A 17,049-nucleotide genomic window follows, 5' to 3' on the forward strand; every position below is an offset into this window, starting at 1 on the left:
CCCTCGGCTTCACCAACCTCGGCAACTACATCACCAGAAGCCTCCTGCACGCCGGAGGATTCAGACAAACCATACGGGAACGAATCTCACAACCATGAACCCGACACACACGAAAACCGGAAGAGCCAGCAATGAGCGAATTGATAAATACTGACGCGATCCAGCTATTTGAAGATAAAAAAATCCGCACCGCATGGGACGAAGAACAAGAAGAATGGTACTTTTCCATTGTGGACGTTATTTCCGTTTTGACCGGCACAGAAAATCCCCGCCGGTATTGGAGTGACTTAAAGCGGAAGCTGAAAAAAGAGGGTGCGGTTGAGTTGTACGAGAAAATCGTACAACTGAAAATGCTGTCCTCCGATGGGAAAAGGTATAAAACTGACGTTGCCAATACAGAACAGCTATTGCGGATTATCCAGTCTGTTCCCTCCCCGAAAGCCGAGCCGTTTAAGGCGTGGCTGGCAAGGGTGGGCCGGGAACGGATTGAAGAAACCATTGATCCGGAACAGGCCATTGACCGGGCGTTAGAAACCTATCTGAAAAAAGGTTATTCCGAGGAATGGGTACATCAGCGCCTTTTGGCAATCCGCATCCGCAATGAGCTGACAGACGAGTGGCAAAAGCGTGGCGTGGAAAAGGGAAAGGAATACGCAATCCTGACTGACGAGATTTCCCGCGCATGGTCTGGCATGACAACCCGGCAGTACAAGAAACTGAAAGGCTTGAAAAAAGAAAACCTCCGGGACAACATGAGTGATCTGGAACTGGTTCTGACAATGCTTGCCGAAGCTACCACAACGGAGATTTCTAAAACCGTAAAGCCCGCTACTTTTTCTGAAAATCAGAAAGTGGCGCAAAAAGGCGGTTCGATTGCGGGAAATACCCGGAAAGAGATTGAAGATACAACGGGAAAGCCGGTGATTACTTCCCAAAACGCCAAAGACTTCCGGCAGCTTATAACGGATATTGTAGAGGATGCCGCCGCCATGCCAGAGAAAACAGAGGAAAAAGACGACAACAAGGATGAATAACGCCTACATTCTACGCATTTAGGCCGATAAAACCCCGCCATAGCAAGGCTTTTCTGGCGTGGTCGGCGGGCAGGCGGGACAGATTATCCAATCCCCGCCGAAACAGGCTTTGAAATGCGTAGAAAACAACCCATAGGAAAACGCCGGACGCGGCGGCCTGTTGGCCCCTGCGTCCGGCGCTTTTAACTTCTGTATTGGCTTTTATCAAGTAATATCTTTTTTCTGATAGGCCATAACTGCGATTTTATGTGATACGAAAAAGAAAATGGCAGCTATAATGAGTACAATATTGAATGGCAAAAGGATATTTCCTTTCACTGGAATAAACAGGTTGATAAGAAGTACCAGCGCAACAATAATGCCCGTCGAAGCCAAAAATGACATCAAAAAAACAATCTGCGATTTATCGGGGTCAAAAAAGTATGCACATGGAAGGCTAAAGCAGCCAGCAAACAAAGCAGCACTTACCCCTATGGAGCCATACAGCAACAAAGAAGCCAATGTTATTTCAGCGCCAAAGATTGCAAGTACACCACATGGAATAAGGGCTGCCATGATCCCTAACACAGAAAGAATAATAAAGAGAATGAATTTTTCTCCAATAATCTGGCTTCTTGACACTGGCATGGTAATTACGTTCTTACTCCATTTCGAGTTTGCATCGCTTGTGATACTGATAAAAACTGCTGTCGTGGCACATGGGGGAGCCAAAACCAAAAGCGCACTTGCTTCTATCAAAACCGAAAGGCCAAACCCCAAAACGATTAAACTACCGATTATTACAAGGATATTGCTTTTGGCAATATACAGGTCTTTCAATAAAAGTCCTTTCATCATCTTTCCCCCTTTACATAGAGAAGCATAATTTCGTCAATCGTTGCCGGAACCACCATTGCTTTCGGGTATTTCCTCTGCATTTCCTCTCTGTCTGAAACCAAAATCTGCCACTCGTAGTCCATTTTTCGATACACAATAATATCGCTTTTGTCTAAGGCATCAAACTGGGCAGCCCCGCATTTGATGATGCCGTATTGCTCTGTTAATTCATCTTTCGGCTTGAAAAAGACCACTTGCCCTTCATGGATAAACACGATGTAATCGGCAATTTTTTCTAAGTCACTGGTGATATGGGAAGAAACCAGTATGGAGTGTTCTTCATCCTGCACGAAATCCAGCAGCATATCCAAAATATCGTCCCGGATTACAGGGTCAAGGCCGCTGGTCGCTTCGTCCAAAATCAGAAGTTTAGAATTGTGGGACAATGCCACGGTGATTGCCAGCTTCATTTTCATTCCCTTTGAGAACTGTTTAATTTGTTTATCGGCAGGCAATGAGAATTTTTTCAAAAGGGACATATATGTGTGTTCGTCCCATGAATGATAGATATTCTTCATTACTCGGTTGAGCCTTTTGGGAGATAGGATTTCCGGGTAATTGCTGCCGTCAAAAACAACGCCAATCTGTTCTTTGGTATCATTGTCCAATTCTTCTTTCCCCATAATAGAAATATACCCTGCGTCCTTTTGAATAAGCCCCAAAGCTGCGTTAATTGTCGTGCTTTTCCCAGCGCCATTTTCGCCAATCAGCCCTACGATGGAACCTTCTGGAACAGAAAAAGAAACTTTATCCAAAACAAAATCCTTATATGTTTTGGTAAGCTCTGAAATCGTCAAAGCATTGTTCATATTCAATCCTCCTCATACAAAAGTGTTAGTAGATCAACCAACTTATTCAGTGAAATTCCGCTTGTACGCGCTATTTCGATTGCCTCGCTGAAATGTTCCTCTATTTTCTTCTGCTGTTCCTCCAAATAAAAATCTTGGTTTTGGACAGAAACATAGCATCCCTTTCCTGCCGTCGTTTCTATGAAACCGTCTGTTTGAAGGAGATCGTATGCTTTCTGCACTGTCAACACACTGATGTGCAATGATTTAGCCAATGCACGAATAGAGGGAAGTGCTTCACCAGCTTTCAGGTCGCCACTCATAATTTGGGTTTTAATTTGCGTTGCAATCTGTTCATAGAGTGGCCGACTTGTCTTGTTGCTTACAACAATCTCCAAAATCTCACCGCCTTCCGTTCTGTACTGTATCATATTGACAAGTACAGTATAATACGCAACAAGTCGGTTGTCAATAGGGCAAGACAATTTCATGGAAATTTAACAAATCGCCTCCTGTCTACGCATTTAGGGTGGTAATAAGCCAGCCGCAGCAAGGCTTTTCCGGCATGGTCGGCGGGCAGGCAGGACAGATTATCCAATCCCCACCAGAGAGGGCTTCTAAATGCGTAGGAAAATGTTTCCGCCGCTGGTATTTCTCCCGGTTCTGTGTTATGCTGATACAAGCATAAAAAAGACAGGAGTGTATAGGATGCCCGAACAGGAAATGTTGCTGGACAGCGCCACGATTAAGGCCGCCGTCGCAGGCGAGAAGTGGGCTACGGAAAAAGTGATTGAACACTATACCCCCATGATCGACGAGCTGGCCGTAGACGAGGATATGAAACAACACTTGATTATGAAACTGTTGGAAGCCCTGCCGAATTTCCCGATGGAGCAGGCATAAAGGCAAAAAAACAGCGCCGGACGCAGAGGCCATACAGCCCCGCGCCCGGCGCTTCGTTATGTTTTATTTACTCGTCTGTGAAATGGAACTGGTACGCCTCAAAGTCGGCGTCGGTCATGGTGTCCAGCTTGGTAAGGGTCTGGCGGGCCAGTGCCGCCATTTCCCCGTCCATATCCGGCTGCGCGGCATGGAGCTTCGCCATCGTCCTGCGCCGGTCGGCATTGTGATACAGACAAATCAGGTTTTCTTCCTCCACATTAAACTGCATTGTCATACCTCCAATTCGTTTTTCTTGGTGCGGGCCGGGGCCTTTTTCGGGGCTTGGGCCTGTTTGGTTTCGGATAGCTGCTTTCGGATGGAAGCGCGGGGCCGCCGCACTTCCTTGTCCCGGCTCTCGTCTTTGCCTATCATGGCATATATCCCATGCCGGTCTTTCATGCCGGTAAACACCAGCGATTTGTAGGGCAGCATGGAAAAGAGGCGGTCGGTGTCCCTGCTGGACGCGATCTGCGTAAAATAGGGGGACAGTTCCACCATGAAATGCGTCTTGTTGGGGCTGTTGGGGGCAGAAAGACCTTTCATTTCCGCAACAATGCGCTGGGCCTCATCCCGGATCAGGCGGTCATGCAGCGCCGTGACGTGGGCTTTGAAGTCGCCGGAAGCAAGCTGCTCCCGGCCTTTCTGCTCCTGCCGCCGCACTTCCCGCAGGTTTTCCGGCTCATTGGGTTTTGCCTCATACCGCAGGAACGCCCCCAGCTTGGGGTCAGGCCGTCCGTCAAAATACAGGCTGGCGGGCTGTTCCCGGTTGCCCTTTTCATAGTGTAGGATGATGGTGTCGGCCTGTACCGCCTCGGCTGCGACGTGCCGGAAATGCTGGGGATAGTCCAGCTCATAGAGATTGCCCCGTATCTTTCCGCCCACCTTGCCGGTCAGCTCCACGGCGTAGGCCAGAATACGGTCGCGGGTCTGCTCCCCATAAAAACGCCATGTGTTGTGCTGCCGGGTATCTTGCAGGAAAACGTCGCGCTCCCGAAAACAGTACGTCCCGGACGGGCGGGACATCCACAGCAGCGTTTTGTCCTCGGCCCTGTCACTGGCGGCGGCCTGCCGGATGATTTCTTTGTCAATTTCAAAATCGTTGCGGTAAAAGGCGGTGTTCTGGCGCATAAGCTGTTCCAGCGCGGCCAGCACATCCACATTTTCAAATCTGTTCACGGCCTACACCTCCAATTCTTTTGATTTTTCCCGCTGCGGCGGCTTTTTGGCCTGTTCCTCCTTGGCGGCTTTAAGCTGCGCCCGGATGGACGGCTTTTTCTGGCGCTGGGCGCTCTTGGACGCCGGGCGGGTCTGCTTCGGCTTCTTGTCCTCCGCCTTGGCTGCCTCGGCCACATCGAAAAGGGAAATCTGTTCCCCGGCCTTTGCTCTGGCTTCCAGTTCCCCCATCGACGGGGCATTGTTCAATACGCCGTCAATCATGTTGTAATTTTGCTCGGTGGACATTTCAGCGGTCTTGATGGGGCTTTCCTGCATAAACTCCGGCACAGGGGTAAACCCGATGCTGTCACAGTAATGGGCTTCCTCCTTGCCACCGCGATTTACCACAACAACGTCCGAAACGGACAGGCTGTGTCCCCGGAAACCGGCGGGCCGGTCGTCGGCGTTGAACGTGCGGTAAATATCCTCCAATGTGGTCTTTTTGTCCAGCGGGGCCGTGTAGACAAGCGCATAGTTTTTCCTGTCCACAGTAAGCCCTGCGGCCTGCAATTCCTCATAGGGCCGATAACGGAAGTCGCGCCCCTGTGGGCCAGCAGGCACTTGATAGATGGAAAAGGTGTCCCGTTCCGGCTGGTCGGCGCTGCGCTGGGCCAGCGTTTGTTCCGCCCGTTCCCGTACATCCTCCCGCAGCGGCAGCGTATAGAGGGTGGACGCAGAGGAAAAGCCCACGTTGTTGAACACATAGTCCACATCGGTTTCTTTCAAAGCTCCCGCTGTGAAGTAGTCTGCCCGCGTGGGGGTGTCGCTCACCTTGCCGTCTGCAATATCATGGCTCAATCCCGTTTCCAGATGGGTGCAGATTTTTCCGTCCACGGCCAGCGTCACATAGTACCAGCCGATATAGCCGCCGGTCTGCTCGTCGGCCCCGTCGTTAAACTCCACATTCAGCAGCGTGTAGGGCTTTAGGCCCTTTTGGGCGGCGATCTCGTTGTCCTTGGCCTCCCGCTGCAACAGAACAGGCAGGGCGGCTTCCTTGGTGGCCTGCACGATCTCCGGGTTAAAATGCACCAATGCACTATTGACACATTCTGTCTGTACCTTTACGGTTTTGGACTTTGGCGTCAGGTGGTTGCCGATGAACAGGGACGCGCCGTTGTCAAAGTGGATGGACATATCACTGGTGCCGCGCCATTTGCCGGTACAGGGGGACGTGCGGATTTCGCCGGTCTTGCAGCCAAACGCCTGCGCGATTATATCAATCTTGCCTTGTAGGGGCAGGTCTTTGTAGCGGCCAGCGATTTCCACCGCCTTTTTCTGCAAGTCGGTCATGGGCTTGGCCTGCGGCCCGGCTTCCTGTTCCGGGGCAGGCTCCGGCTCTGGTGCTGCCTCCTGTTCGGGGGCCGGTTCCTGTGGCTGCTCCTGTTCCTTGGCGTACAGCTCCTTGACGGCCTCCTGCGTCAGCTCCCCGGTGTTGAGCTGATCCAGCAATTCCCGGCATTTTTCTTCCGTCCCCCCATAAAGAACCGCCCCGATTTTTATGGTGCCGTCCGCCTGCGGGACATAGGCTTGCAGCAAGTACAGGTTTTCCGGGCTGTCGCTGCGGGTGGCGGCGTGTACCCGGTAGACACATTCCTCCGGCTCGGCTTGGGCCTGTGCCATCTGCGCCTGCTGCTGCCGGATGCTGCTGCGTTGCAGCTCCGTGGGTTTCTCGCCGGTAAGGGGCTGAATACTTGAAATGCGGTCGGCGGCGTAATAGGCGTTCCCATTCAAAAGCCGCTGCCATGCCCCGACGCTTGGCGCCCATCGGAAGCCGTGTTCTTTTAGCTGCTGGCGGGCGTCAGCGTCCGGCTTATCTTCAAAGAACACCTGCAAACGGCTCTGTTCCCGGTTGGCCTCCACATGGCCGCCCTCAAACTCCCAGCCCACATAGACGGTTTCTCTGGCGCGGGTCAGGCTGTCGATCCGCTGCCGGATGCGGCGGATTTCCGCGTTGTTGTTAGACAGCTCCCAGCTCTGAAAGGGTTTCTTTTCATAATGCCAGCCGGACACCATAGCCGCTTTCAGCTTTTCAAGATTTTCAGGGGAAAGGTGCGGGCAGCCGTCCAGCGTACCGTGTTTGCGGTAGTAAGCGTTCACGGCTTTCATGGTTTCCTGCGCCTTTTCCAGACCGGCCAGCTTCTTTTCCAGCTTGGGGATGGCCTGCGGGTCGTCCTGCCGGATGCCGCCCATGCCGGTACTGCGGATTTTATCAAGCAGCCCTTGGATGTACTGCCATTCCTGCATATTGCTGTCGCGGGCTGCGTTTTGTTTTTCTTTCTGGCGTACCGGGAAATTGGAACCACCGGCAATCAGGATGGAAGGAACACGGGCGTCAATAGCATAGCTGTGGTTCATGTTGGCGGCCAGCTTCCGGGCGTAGGTGTCAAGCAGGCTGTCGATTTTCTCATGGTACATGGGATCAACGCGCTTTTTCTGTGCCTGCGCGATTTCAAAGGCATTATCCACATAATGCCGGTACTCCGCCGTGGCGCTGCCGGGCTTGTAATCGGAATAGCTGCTCATCTCCTTGGCGCGGCGGGCCGCCCCCTCATTGATGGAATAATAGTAGTCGGACGCCGCAGGCTCCTTTGTCGGCTGTTCCGGGGCTTCCTGTTGTGGCGGCTCTTGGGCTTCCTCCGGGGCAAGCTCCGGCTCTGGTGCTGCCGAGGCCTCATAGCCAGCCGCCGCGTATTCCTCCACGGTCATACCGGCGTCAGCGGCTTCCTGTGCGATCTCGGCCTGTACCTGCGCTTTGTAATCCTGCAAGCTCTGGTCGAAGTCAGAAAGTTTCGGCGGCTCCGGCAACTGATACTGTCCCTGATTGAGAAGCGGGCGGCACTCCTTGACGTAGTTTTCCAGCGCCCCATAGTAGGCTGTTTCCTCCGGCGTCAGGGTTTCGCCGGACGCCAGACGGGTTTGCGCCTCCTGTTCCAGCCGGGACAGGTTACAATGCAGCTCCATATAGGGGACAAATTCAGTCAGAAGCATTTCCCGCTGGGCCTTGTCTGCCTCCCATGCCTCCGGCCCCTCATGTTTCAGCACATGGTTTTTCCAGCTTTCATCCTGTGCGTAGTATTCGTGATAGCCCCGGATATGCTCAATCAGGGAACCGTCCCCGTCGCCAAAATCCTGCCGCCCCTCGTAGTTGTCCGGCTGCCCCTGAAACGAGAAGTCAATGCGGAACTTGGTCTTGTCGTACCAGCCCCCCGTGTAGTCGGGCTGTTCCCGTTCCAGCCGTTTGGAACTGTCCAGCGCCCGGAAAATGGCGTCAGCCTCATGCAGCGGCATTTGTTGGCCGTCTTTTAGGTGGGGGCTTTCACTCCAAATAATCGTGACAATCGGCTCCGATGCTGGGTCGTTGGCTATGGTCTGTTCCGCCCTTGCAACGGCAATTTCACTTTCCATCTGGCTTTTCATAAAGTCGTCCATGTAGCCGTGTTGCAGTTCAAAGCCCTGTTTGCACAGACGGTTGATAAGCTCGATCACCTTATCGGTGTCGCCCACGGCCTCGGCATATTCCATAATCAGGCGGCGTTCTCCGTCGCCCAAACGCGGGCCGTCCTTTTCGGCCAGCGCCACCAGCGCGGCGGCCCGTTCCACCGGGGATGCCTCCGGCATCAATGGCTTTTCATTCAAGAGGCCGTCAATCCCATTCCACGCCTGCGGCTCCTGCCGGGGTTCGGCCCGTTGCAGCGTCCCGTCGTCGGAAAGGACAAAGCCCTGTGTCTGAATGGCATCCAACGTGCCTTGCGTCACCTCGCCGGTGGCTTTCACATCGGCGTCAATCAGGGTTTGCAGCATGGCTTTTACACTGTCGGTCATTTCCTGCTGCTGTTCCGGGGGCAGCTTGGCAAACACACTGTCCGGCGCTGGCTGCTCGGCGGCCTGTTCCGGGGCCGCGTGTTCCTGCTGGGCCTGCCGTTCCTGCTGAAGCTCTAACAGGTGGATTTCCATTTCATTGATAAGGTCATTGGCAGCGGCCCGGATCGTTTCAAGGGACGCCTGCAATTCTTTCAAATCCCTGCCGGAACTCCAATTTGCAATGTACCCGAAAGAATAGTCCGACGTATCAAGCCCCCAATACTGGCATACCGCATAGGCGACGCTCTCGGCCTGCACTTCGCGGGTGGCCTTGTCTGGCTGCTTATCCTCTGCAAGATGGCTGTTTTTCTCATACAGGCGGGCGTGGGCGACTTCATGGATGGCAGTCTTTAGGGTCTGCAATTCGCTCATGCCCGCATTGACGGCGATCCGCTGTTCCAGATAGAAGCAGCGGCCCTTGGTTCCGTCCAAAACCGGCTCAATGGAAATAGCATAGGGGGACGATCTTTCCAAAGCCGCCTGCAAATCCTGAAACTGCTCCACGTCGCCGGACAGCATATCCACATGGGTCTTTGGAAGCTCCTTGCCCTCGGTCTGGCTTACGTCATACACCGATACCACACGATAGTCCGGCACCGTGATTTCCTGTTCCTCCATCACCGGCTTGCCGTTTTTGTCCTTGATGGGTTCGCCGGTGTCAGGGTCTTTCTTGGCAACGCGCTTTTTGACTGCGTAGAATTTAGGGGCTATGATTTTCAGCCCGGCTTCGCCCTGTTTTCGGGTGCGTTCAAATTCCGATTGCCATTTCCCTAAACCAGCTACCAGAGAAGCGTCCGGCTTTTGCAAGAAAATCAGCATGGTATTTCGGAAACTGTATGTGTGGAACTTGGACATTGAGGTGAGGTAGGCTTTATAATTCTCACCGTCCAGAACACCCCGCACTCCGGCTTCCAGCCTGTCGGTGATCTCTTTCATGTATTCGTCTTTAGTCATGCCTTTTATGATAATCGGGCCTGCCTCCGGCAGAACAGCGGCGGGGGCCGCCGGTTCGGTGCGAAAGGCTTCCCGGTCGGCCTCCGGCTGGGGATAGGCCATCACCCGGTATTCCTCCGGCACTGGCTGTCCCTCATAGACACGCTGCCATTCGTCGCCGCTTTTCACCAGATAGCCATAGTCGGTGAAAACACCATGCTCCGTATTGGCAATATGCAGGCCAAAGCGGGGCAGGAAAATCCCGGCTTTCCATTCCTCCGGCATATCCACCATGCCGGAACGGTTCAGGTAGTAGTCCCCCAACTGGCCGGTGCCGGTGACATCCGGCAGATGTACATAGAAATCCACGTTGTCGGGGTAGTCGATGATCTGGCCGATGCTGTGGAAATCGCTCTGCGGGCTTGTCAGGGCGGCGTTCAGCTCCGCAAGCTCGGCGGCGTCCAGCTTTTCCAGCCTTGCGGCAAGGAAGTTCAGTTCGTCCACATTGGCGGACAGCACCAGATCGCGGGGCAGCTTGACAGGACGCTCCTGTGGGCTTCGATAGTCGTACAAGAAAAAGTCCTGCGGATTGTCGGCGCTGACGCCGATTTCCCGCAGGGCTTCTTGCAGCTTTTCGGTTGTGGTCGGCAAAGCAAGCCAAAGTCCCTCTTTGCCCTGTTCATAACGCTGGCGGTTATGAAGCAGGATAGAAAATATTTCGCTCATGGGTTCACTCCTTTCCGGGATAAGTTCAGATAATGGTTGCTCCCATACATCCCCAAAACCGCGAATGACGGTTTTGCCGTTGGCTCCATTTCGGGCGAACATCTCCACTGTGGAAAAAGCATGGTCAAATTGTTCTGGATTGCGGGCGTCAATCGCCGGGGCAAAGTGGATCACGCCGTCTTTGTAATCTTTTCCAGTCCCAACCCAGCCGCGAAGAAAGCTGTCAAAAGGGGCTTTCGCGCCGCTTTCCCCGTGTTCCTCGGCATGGCTCTTAACAAGGGCATTGCCTCGGTATTGCCTGCCTAAAATCAGTTCCCCGGTCTGTGGGGAGAACATGAAGCGCCGGTTCTGGATAGCCTGCATATCAAAAGCGGTACGGCTGGTATCAATCAGCATCAGGCCGTTGCTTATTTCCAGCGGGACGGCTTCTTTGGGGCGATCCTGTTCCCGGTCTTGCTCCATCAATTTCTGCATCAATTCGTAGTCCTCAATGCTCATGTGGCCGTCATAGGTGTACGGGTCGATGTCGTCCCCTCGGTAGGGGCGTTCATAGAACGGCAGTCCGGCAGCATGGGCTTTTTCCCGCGCTTCCTCCAACATATCCGGCGGCAGCTCGTCGCTGTGGGCCTCTATGAACGGGGAAATGTTGTTCAGGCCGTTGTCGTAGTGGTGCCGCACACCGGCAGCCAGCTCCGTCACGCCCATTTCCTCGGACAGATAGCCGGAATAGTAGCCGTTCACCACAACGGCCTGTGGGTCGGCGGCCTGTATCTCCGCAAGCCGCGCCCTGTCCTCTGGATAAAGGGTGTCGTCCAGATCAAGGTGAAACGCCTCTGCCTGCCAGCTCCGGCCCTCACGCCAGAACGCCAGCCATGCAATGCCGTTTCGCAGGTCGTCTTGATATTCCGATACAACGTCCCTAAGACTTGCCATCGGCAGCCCTCCTTTCTGAAAAAATCAAGGGGTTTGGGGATATGCCCCAAAAAGCAAAATCCCCGGCCCGGCAGGGTGGGCCGGGTCAGGGATTTGCCGGAAGTGTGGCTACACTTCCTATGCTTGCTGTTTTTTAGTTTTTGTCCCTCCGTTCAATACGATAGTTGACGTATTTCCCGCCGGTATCGGCCAGAAGCACCGTCCCGTCGTAGGTTTTCCCGGTTTTCATGGAGCGCAGGCCCTTTACCTTTGCCTTTCCGTCTTTGAGCAGCGCAGCGGCGATTTTCGGCGTGAACGCCTTGCCCCGTTCCTCAAAAAATCGGTCATTCTTCCACATGACAAACTGGCAGGCCCGGTTTCCGCAGTAATAGTTCTTCTTGCCCTCGTAGACAGCTTCGCCGCAGCGGGGACACTTGCCGATAGCCACGCGCTCGGCCTGAAACAATTTCTGCGCGTCCTCGCTGATCTGCGAATAGCCGGAAATCAGGCCCCGCGTCATTTCCTCAATGCCAGCCATGAAGCCCTCCGGGTCAGCCTCGCCCTTGGCAATGGCCGTCAGCTTGGTTTCCCATTCGGCGGTGAGCTGGGGAGAGGTCAGCACATCCGGCAGGACGCAGGCAAGGTTGTGGCCGTCCTTGGTGGGAAGTAGCTGCTTGCCTTTCCGTTCCACAAAGCCCATCTGCACCAGCTTTTCCAGAATGGAAGCGCGGGTGGCCGGGGTTCCCAATCCCTGCCGCTCGGCGTCCTCCGGCATATCCTCGGCCCCGGCCCGTTCCATAGCCGACAGAAGCGTGTCCTCGGTGTAGGGCTTCGGGGGCGTGGTGAAATGCTCGGTGATAGAAGCCTCCACCTTGTCAAAGGTCTGGCCCTCGGTGATCTCCGGCAGCTCCCGCGCCAGCTCCGGCGCGTCCTCGTCGGCGTCGGTCTTGAACGACGCCCTGAAACGGCGGTCAATCTCTTTCCAGCCGGGGGTGAGAATGGTTTTGCCCTTGGCGGTAAACTCTTTCCCCGCGCAGGTGAATGTGGCGGTGACGGCCTCAAACACATGGGGCGCGGCCACAGCACACAGCAGCTTGCAGCACACAAGGGACAGCAGTTTCTTTTCGCCCTCGGTCAGCCCGTCAAAGCCTTTTTGCACAAACTCCATCGTGGGGATGATGGCGTGGTGGTCGCTCACCTTTTTGCTGTTCAGCACCCGGCCAAACTGCGGGGCAATGTCAAGGCCCGCCGCAAAAGGAAGCAGCGGCCACAGGCCGGACACGATGCTTTCCGCCGCAGGCTGCATATCGTCGGTAAGATACTGGCTGTCGGTGCGGGGATAGGTCAGCAGCTTCTTTTCATAAAGCTGCTGGGCGTAGTCAAGGGTCTGCTTGGCGGTAAATCCAAACAGACGGTTGGCCTCCCGCTGCAACGTCGTGAGGTCGTAGAGGCGGGGCGGCTGCTCCGTCTTTTTCTCCCGCTTCACCGATACACAAACGGCCTGCGCTCCTGCACAGGCCGTCTTGGTGGCGTCGGCGTCGGCAGCACTGGAAACGCGGTCGCTGGCCGCCTCCATGCCGCCCGCCGCGATATGGACAACGTGATATTTCTCTTTCTTGAAATCGCTGATCTTGGCCTCCCGGTCAACCAGCATTTTCAGGGTAGGCGTCTGGACACGGCCCACGGTCAGGGTCTTGTGGTAGAGGATGGAGAAAAGCCGGGTGGCGTTGATCCCCACCAGCCAATCGGCCTGCGCCCGGCACAGGGCCGATTGATACAGGTTGTCATAGTCGGCCCCCGGTTTCAGGTTGGCAAAGCCCTCCCGGATGGCGGCGTCCTCCATGCTGGAAATCCAAAGCCGCTTGAACGGCTTTTTGCAGCCTGCCATCTGGTAGACGAAACGGAAAATAAGTTCCCCCTCGCGCCCGGCGTCAGTGGCGCACACAAGGCCGTCCACGTCGGGGCGCTCCATCAAAGAACGCAGGATGTCAAACTGCTTTTTCTTCTCGTCCGGGATGATGTACTGCCATTCCTGCGGCAAAATCGGCAGGTCGTCATAGGCCCATTTCTTATAGCGTGGGTCGTAAGCCCCGGCGTCGGCAAGGGAAACAAGGTGGCCGATGCACCAGCTCACCAGATAGCCGCCTCCCTCCATGTAGCCGTCCTGTTTCTTGGTGGCTCCGATGACGCCCGCAATGCTGCGGGCGACGCTCGGTTTCTCTGCGATCACTAACTGATAACTCATTCTTCCTCCTCCTTTTTCGGTTCATCTTCATCCAGCAAATAGTCGTCTAACGGTCTGGCCTCCACCTCGCCGGTGTCGTCGTCCACCTCCGGGGCCGGTTCGTCCTCGTCGTCGTCCTCGTCCTCCCCGAAGTCGTATTCGTCCAGATCGTCATTGCCCTTGGTACTGGCTTTCGGCTTCTTAAACTTGAAGAAGTAAAGGGCCGCGCCGCCGCCAATGAGCAGCACCACAAGGAACACAATCAGGCCGCCCATGCTGTTTCCGGTTTCTTCCGGCTCGGCGGTTTCTGCCGGTTCCTCGTCCTCCGGCGCTGCGCCCACACAGGCCGTCAGGTTGTTTTTGCAGATCGGGCAGGCGGTGTTGACAGCCCCGGCCTCGCATTTCTCCGCACAGGTGCAAACCTCCGGCTCCGCCTCGCCGTCCTCCAACAGTGCTTGCAGGTCGGCGTCGTCCACTTGGTTGAGAAAATGGACGGATGTTTCCTTGTCCTTGTTGGCCCGGTCGATCAGGATATAAAAATAGTTGCCTGCCTTGGTGGTAACGGTGATAAGCTGTTTATCGCCGTAGAAATCATCCACCAGTGCGGCGTTGCCCTCCGGGGTGACGGGTACGCCCTCCGGCTCCATCTCGATCCCCCCGGTGGTGGGTTCCTCGGTTTCCTCCGGCACTTCTTCCGGGGCCTCCGTGGTTTCCGGCAGCGGTTCCGGGTCAGGGTCAACGCCCCCGGCAAAGGCGGTGGTGGAAAAGGCCGCGAAGCACAGCATAACGGCCAGCGTCGCGGCAAAGGTACGGATGATTTTCTTATTCTTCATCGGCATTGTCCTCCTGTTCAAACTCCGGCTGCGGGGCTGGGGGTGCCTGCAAAGCGCCACCGCGTACAAAGGCGGCAAATTCCTCCGGCGTCATGTTCAGGCCGCGCACAAGCTGGACGATCTGCAAATTTTCCTGTTCGGTCTTTGCCGCTTCCAGCTCCCGAAGCTGCTTTTGCAGCTCCGCGATCTTGGTCTTGGTTTTCTGAATATCCCGTTCGATACGGTCAAGTTTGTTGGTTGCCATAGTCAAAAACTCCTTTCGTCAATGGATTGTTCATAGCGATATTTCATCTGCGCGGGGTAAAGGTCAGCGGCAGGTCGGCGGCTTCCCGTCCAGCGTTTTCCGCCAGCCAGCCCCGCGCATTTCCATCCGGCGGCCCGCAGGCTTGCGCCGCTTTCCGTGTCGAGAATGTAGGTGATGATTTTCCGATAGCCCATAGCCCGCGCCGCCCGCCATGCGGCGGCATAAAGGAAGCTGCAAGCGTTTTTGGTGCCGTCTGTACAAAGCCGGTTGACTTCCAGCGTCAGGCCATTGTCCAGATAGCGGCTTACAGGCCGTCCCACAATGGCGACGCCAACCAGCCGTCCGTCTGCCATGCAGCCGATAGAAAACTTATGGCCGACAACCGGCTTATGGTGCCGGTGGTAACGGGCGACAAAGGCGTTGGCCTCGGAAAGTGAAACAGGGGTCAGGCTCAACATAGGCGTCCCCCTTATGGCAGTCTGCCGTAGCAGTAAAGATGTTGCTGCCAGTAGCTTGAATTAAGGTTCGTGTAACTGATGGGGTCGCCGCAATGCAGCATCACGGAATTACCCACATACAGCCCAACATGGGACACGCCGGGGGTGTCGTAGGTGCCGACGAAAAACACAAGGTCGCCGGGCTTGGCCTGATCCGCCGTGACAGGGGTGCAGATGTTGTAAAGGCCCTGCGCCGTCAGGCGTCCCACGTTCCAGCCGGAATGATTGATTACCCAACTGATAAAGCCGGAACAATCAAAGCTGGTGCTGGGTGAGCTGCCGCCCCACACATAGGGATAGCCCACATACTTATCTGCCTCCGCAATCATGGCCGCAAAGGTTTCATCCTCCAAAGCCTCCGGGGGGATTTCATAGTAGGTCGGTTCCTTGACGGTGGAAGCGTTAGGATAGCTGCCAGAGGGGAACAGGTCGGGCCGGTTGCCTAACGTCTGCATATAGGCGGCGTAGAAGCTCAACTGTTCCTCGTTCATAATGGAAACAGGCAGGTGGGACAGGTCGTTGTTTACCAGCTTCACGTTGCAGATGTAGTAGGTGTATGGCACTTCCACGGTATAGGTGTTGCCCTCGCTGTCCGTCCTCGTTTCGGTGCGGTAGCGGGTTTCCGTTTCAATGGTCTGCGTCAGAGTGTATTGCAGCCCAAACAGCCGGTCAAGGTCGCCCTGTACTTCATCCAGCGTGTAGGCCCCGCCGTGGAGCGCCGACAGGATGGAAGTCAGCACATAGGGGTCATGGCCGATGTCATCCAGATCATAGCGGTACTCGTCATAGCCGGGGTGCAGGCTTTCGTAGTTGTCCAATTCGTGCTGCAAGTCGGCCTCCAACTCCGCGTAGGCGGCTTCGGCCCCCAGCATATCCGCGTCCTCGGACAGATAGGACGTGGCCGCAAGCCCCGTCCCGGTGCCGCCAAACATGGCGGTGCAGGATTGCAGGCCGCCCATAATCATCAGCAGCAAAAGGCCCACGCCGCCGATCACCAGCGCCCCTTTCCAGTGGCGGGCCACAAAGGACGCGGCCTTTTCACTTTTCTTTGCGGCTTTTTTCGCGGCTGCGGCGCTGGCCTGCGCGGTCTTGGCGGCGGCTCCCGCCGCGCCCTGTGCCGTCTGGCCTGCGGCCCTCGCTGCCTTGGCGTAGTCCCGCTTGATTTTCTGTTTCTGCCAGAACCGGGACACGGGGTTGCTCACCGCCTGCGCCAGCTCCGGGTTATCCCGCAAGGATTTCTGGTAGATGTATTCGGCGTTGGCGGCAATGGATTTCCGTTCCGCCTTGGCTGCGGCCCGATAGGGTTTGAGCTTATGGCGGCGGATGCCGCTGCGGATAGCCTTGCCCGCCTGCCGTTCTGCAAGTTCCTCCCCCTTGTGGCCGCCCTCCACGCCCACGTTTTCATGCTCGACTTCGTGGATTTTGCCGTGGACGAACAGCCCGGCTTCCTGAACCGGGCGGCTCATGGGATTGGGCTTTAGCTGGGGCGCGGGCTTCTCCACCTTGTCAAAGCGCAGCTTGGTTCTGGCCCTGCCGGATGCCTCGTCATAGACGGTTTCCTTGGTGACAACGCGCTTTTTCGGCAGCGCGTCTTTGGCGGCGTCCAGCTTATCCGCCTTTTTCTCTGCCTTGTGGATGTACTTGGAAAGCTGGGGGTCAGCCCGTTCCTCGGCGGTAAATTGCAGCCGGGAAGATGGCCGGTGCAGGGCTTCGCCTGCCTCCGTCACCACGTCCCCGGCGTCCTTGGCCGCCTGTTTCGCCTTATGGCGGTCGCGGATGTCCCCGGCCCGTTCCAGTACCTTTTCCGCAGCGCCGCCCGGCTCGGCGGTATATTCCTGCTCGGCCTCCCGGCTGGACACGTTGACGCTCTCGCCGGTGGTCTGGTTATCCAGCGTCAGCCCGTCGCGGGTCATGCGCTGCGTCACCTTGTTACGGGGTTTTAAGGGCTTCATGGCGGTTCACCT

13 protein-coding genes are annotated in these 17,049 nt (G+C 55.7%); 2 read left to right on the top strand and 11 right to left on the bottom strand.

What is annotated here, in order from left to right:
• The first annotated feature begins 131 nt into the window (after window positions 1-131).
• Complete coding sequence (locus KIH73_RS08675; protein ID WP_219082584.1) at window positions 132-1,034, top strand: BRO-N domain-containing protein; 903 nt, start codon at window positions 132-134, stop codon at window positions 1,032-1,034.
• A 204-nt stretch (window positions 1,035-1,238) separates the two neighbouring features.
• On the opposite strand, the gene KIH73_RS08680 is transcribed toward KIH73_RS08675, so the two are convergent.
• The 3 genes from KIH73_RS08680 to KIH73_RS08690 are packed head-to-tail and all read right to left on the bottom strand — an operon-like array spanning window position 1,239 to window position 3,129.
• The gene (locus KIH73_RS08680) at window positions 1,239-1,871 is read right to left on the bottom strand and encodes an ABC-2 transporter permease (protein ID WP_219082586.1); all 633 of its coding nucleotides are present in this window, start codon (window positions 1,869-1,871) and stop codon (window positions 1,239-1,241) included.
• Complete coding sequence (locus KIH73_RS08685; RefSeq protein ID WP_219082588.1) at window positions 1,868-2,719, bottom strand: ABC transporter ATP-binding protein; 852 nt, start codon at window positions 2,717-2,719, stop codon at window positions 1,868-1,870. The genes KIH73_RS08680 and KIH73_RS08685 overlap by 4 nt, the downstream gene beginning before the upstream one ends.
• 2 nt (window positions 2,720-2,721) lie before the next feature.
• Window positions 2,722-3,129, bottom strand: coding sequence for a GntR family transcriptional regulator (locus KIH73_RS08690; protein ID WP_236022685.1), 408 nt, complete (start codon window positions 3,127-3,129; stop codon window positions 2,722-2,724).
• Window positions 3,130-3,406: 277 nt separating this feature from the next.
• Here KIH73_RS08690 and KIH73_RS08695 point away from each other — a divergent pair, with 277 nt between their 5' ends.
• Entirely contained in the window at window positions 3,407-3,601 is a 195-nt protein-coding gene (locus tag KIH73_RS08695) for a helix-turn-helix domain-containing protein (RefSeq protein ID WP_219082590.1), read from the top strand.
• A 67-nt stretch (window positions 3,602-3,668) separates the two neighbouring features.
• Here the strand turns inward: KIH73_RS08695 and KIH73_RS08700 are convergent, their stop codons facing one another.
• From KIH73_RS08700 to KIH73_RS08755, 8 genes are all read right to left on the bottom strand, one after another.
• Entirely contained in the window at window positions 3,669-3,857 is a 189-nt protein-coding gene (locus KIH73_RS08700) for a transposon-transfer assisting family protein (RefSeq protein ID WP_476695667.1), read from the bottom strand.
• Window positions 3,858-3,871: 14 nt separating this feature from the next.
• Window positions 3,872-4,816, bottom strand: a complete 945-nt coding sequence (locus tag KIH73_RS08705; RefSeq protein ID WP_219082596.1) for a hypothetical protein — start codon at window positions 4,814-4,816, stop codon at window positions 3,872-3,874.
• A gap of 3 nt (window positions 4,817-4,819) precedes the next feature.
• Window positions 4,820-11,308, bottom strand: a complete 6,489-nt coding sequence (locus KIH73_RS10980) for an LPD25 domain-containing protein (RefSeq protein WP_236022686.1) — start codon at window positions 11,306-11,308, stop codon at window positions 4,820-4,822.
• A gap of 133 nt (window positions 11,309-11,441) precedes the next feature.
• Window positions 11,442-13,532 carry a DNA topoisomerase 3 gene (locus tag KIH73_RS08735; RefSeq protein WP_219082598.1) on the bottom strand — a complete coding sequence of 697 codons (2,091 nt, stop codon included), beginning with the start codon at window positions 13,530-13,532 and terminating at the stop codon, window positions 11,442-11,444.
• On the bottom strand, window positions 13,529-14,344 hold the full coding sequence (locus tag KIH73_RS08740; RefSeq protein WP_236022687.1) for a DUF4366 domain-containing protein: 816 nt from the start codon (window positions 14,342-14,344) through the stop codon (window positions 13,529-13,531). The genes KIH73_RS08735 and KIH73_RS08740 overlap by 4 nt, the downstream gene beginning before the upstream one ends.
• Window positions 14,334-14,588, bottom strand: a complete 255-nt coding sequence (locus KIH73_RS08745; RefSeq protein ID WP_219082602.1) for a DUF4315 family protein — start codon at window positions 14,586-14,588, stop codon at window positions 14,334-14,336. Before KIH73_RS08745 ends, KIH73_RS08740 begins: the two co-directional genes overlap by 11 nt.
• A gap of 2 nt (window positions 14,589-14,590) precedes the next feature.
• Entirely contained in the window at window positions 14,591-15,046 is a 456-nt protein-coding gene (locus tag KIH73_RS08750) for an XF1762 family protein (protein WP_219082604.1), read from the bottom strand.
• A gap of 11 nt (window positions 15,047-15,057) precedes the next feature.
• Entirely contained in the window at window positions 15,058-17,037 is a 1,980-nt protein-coding gene (locus KIH73_RS08755; RefSeq protein WP_219082607.1) for a C40 family peptidase, read from the bottom strand.
• Between the last annotated feature and the right edge of the window lie 12 nt (window positions 17,038-17,049).

The sequence above is a fragment of the Bifidobacterium phasiani genome (genome assembly GCF_019331775.1).
GTDB classification, from domain to species: domain Bacteria; phylum Actinomycetota; class Actinomycetes; order Actinomycetales; family Bifidobacteriaceae; genus Bifidobacterium; species Bifidobacterium phasiani.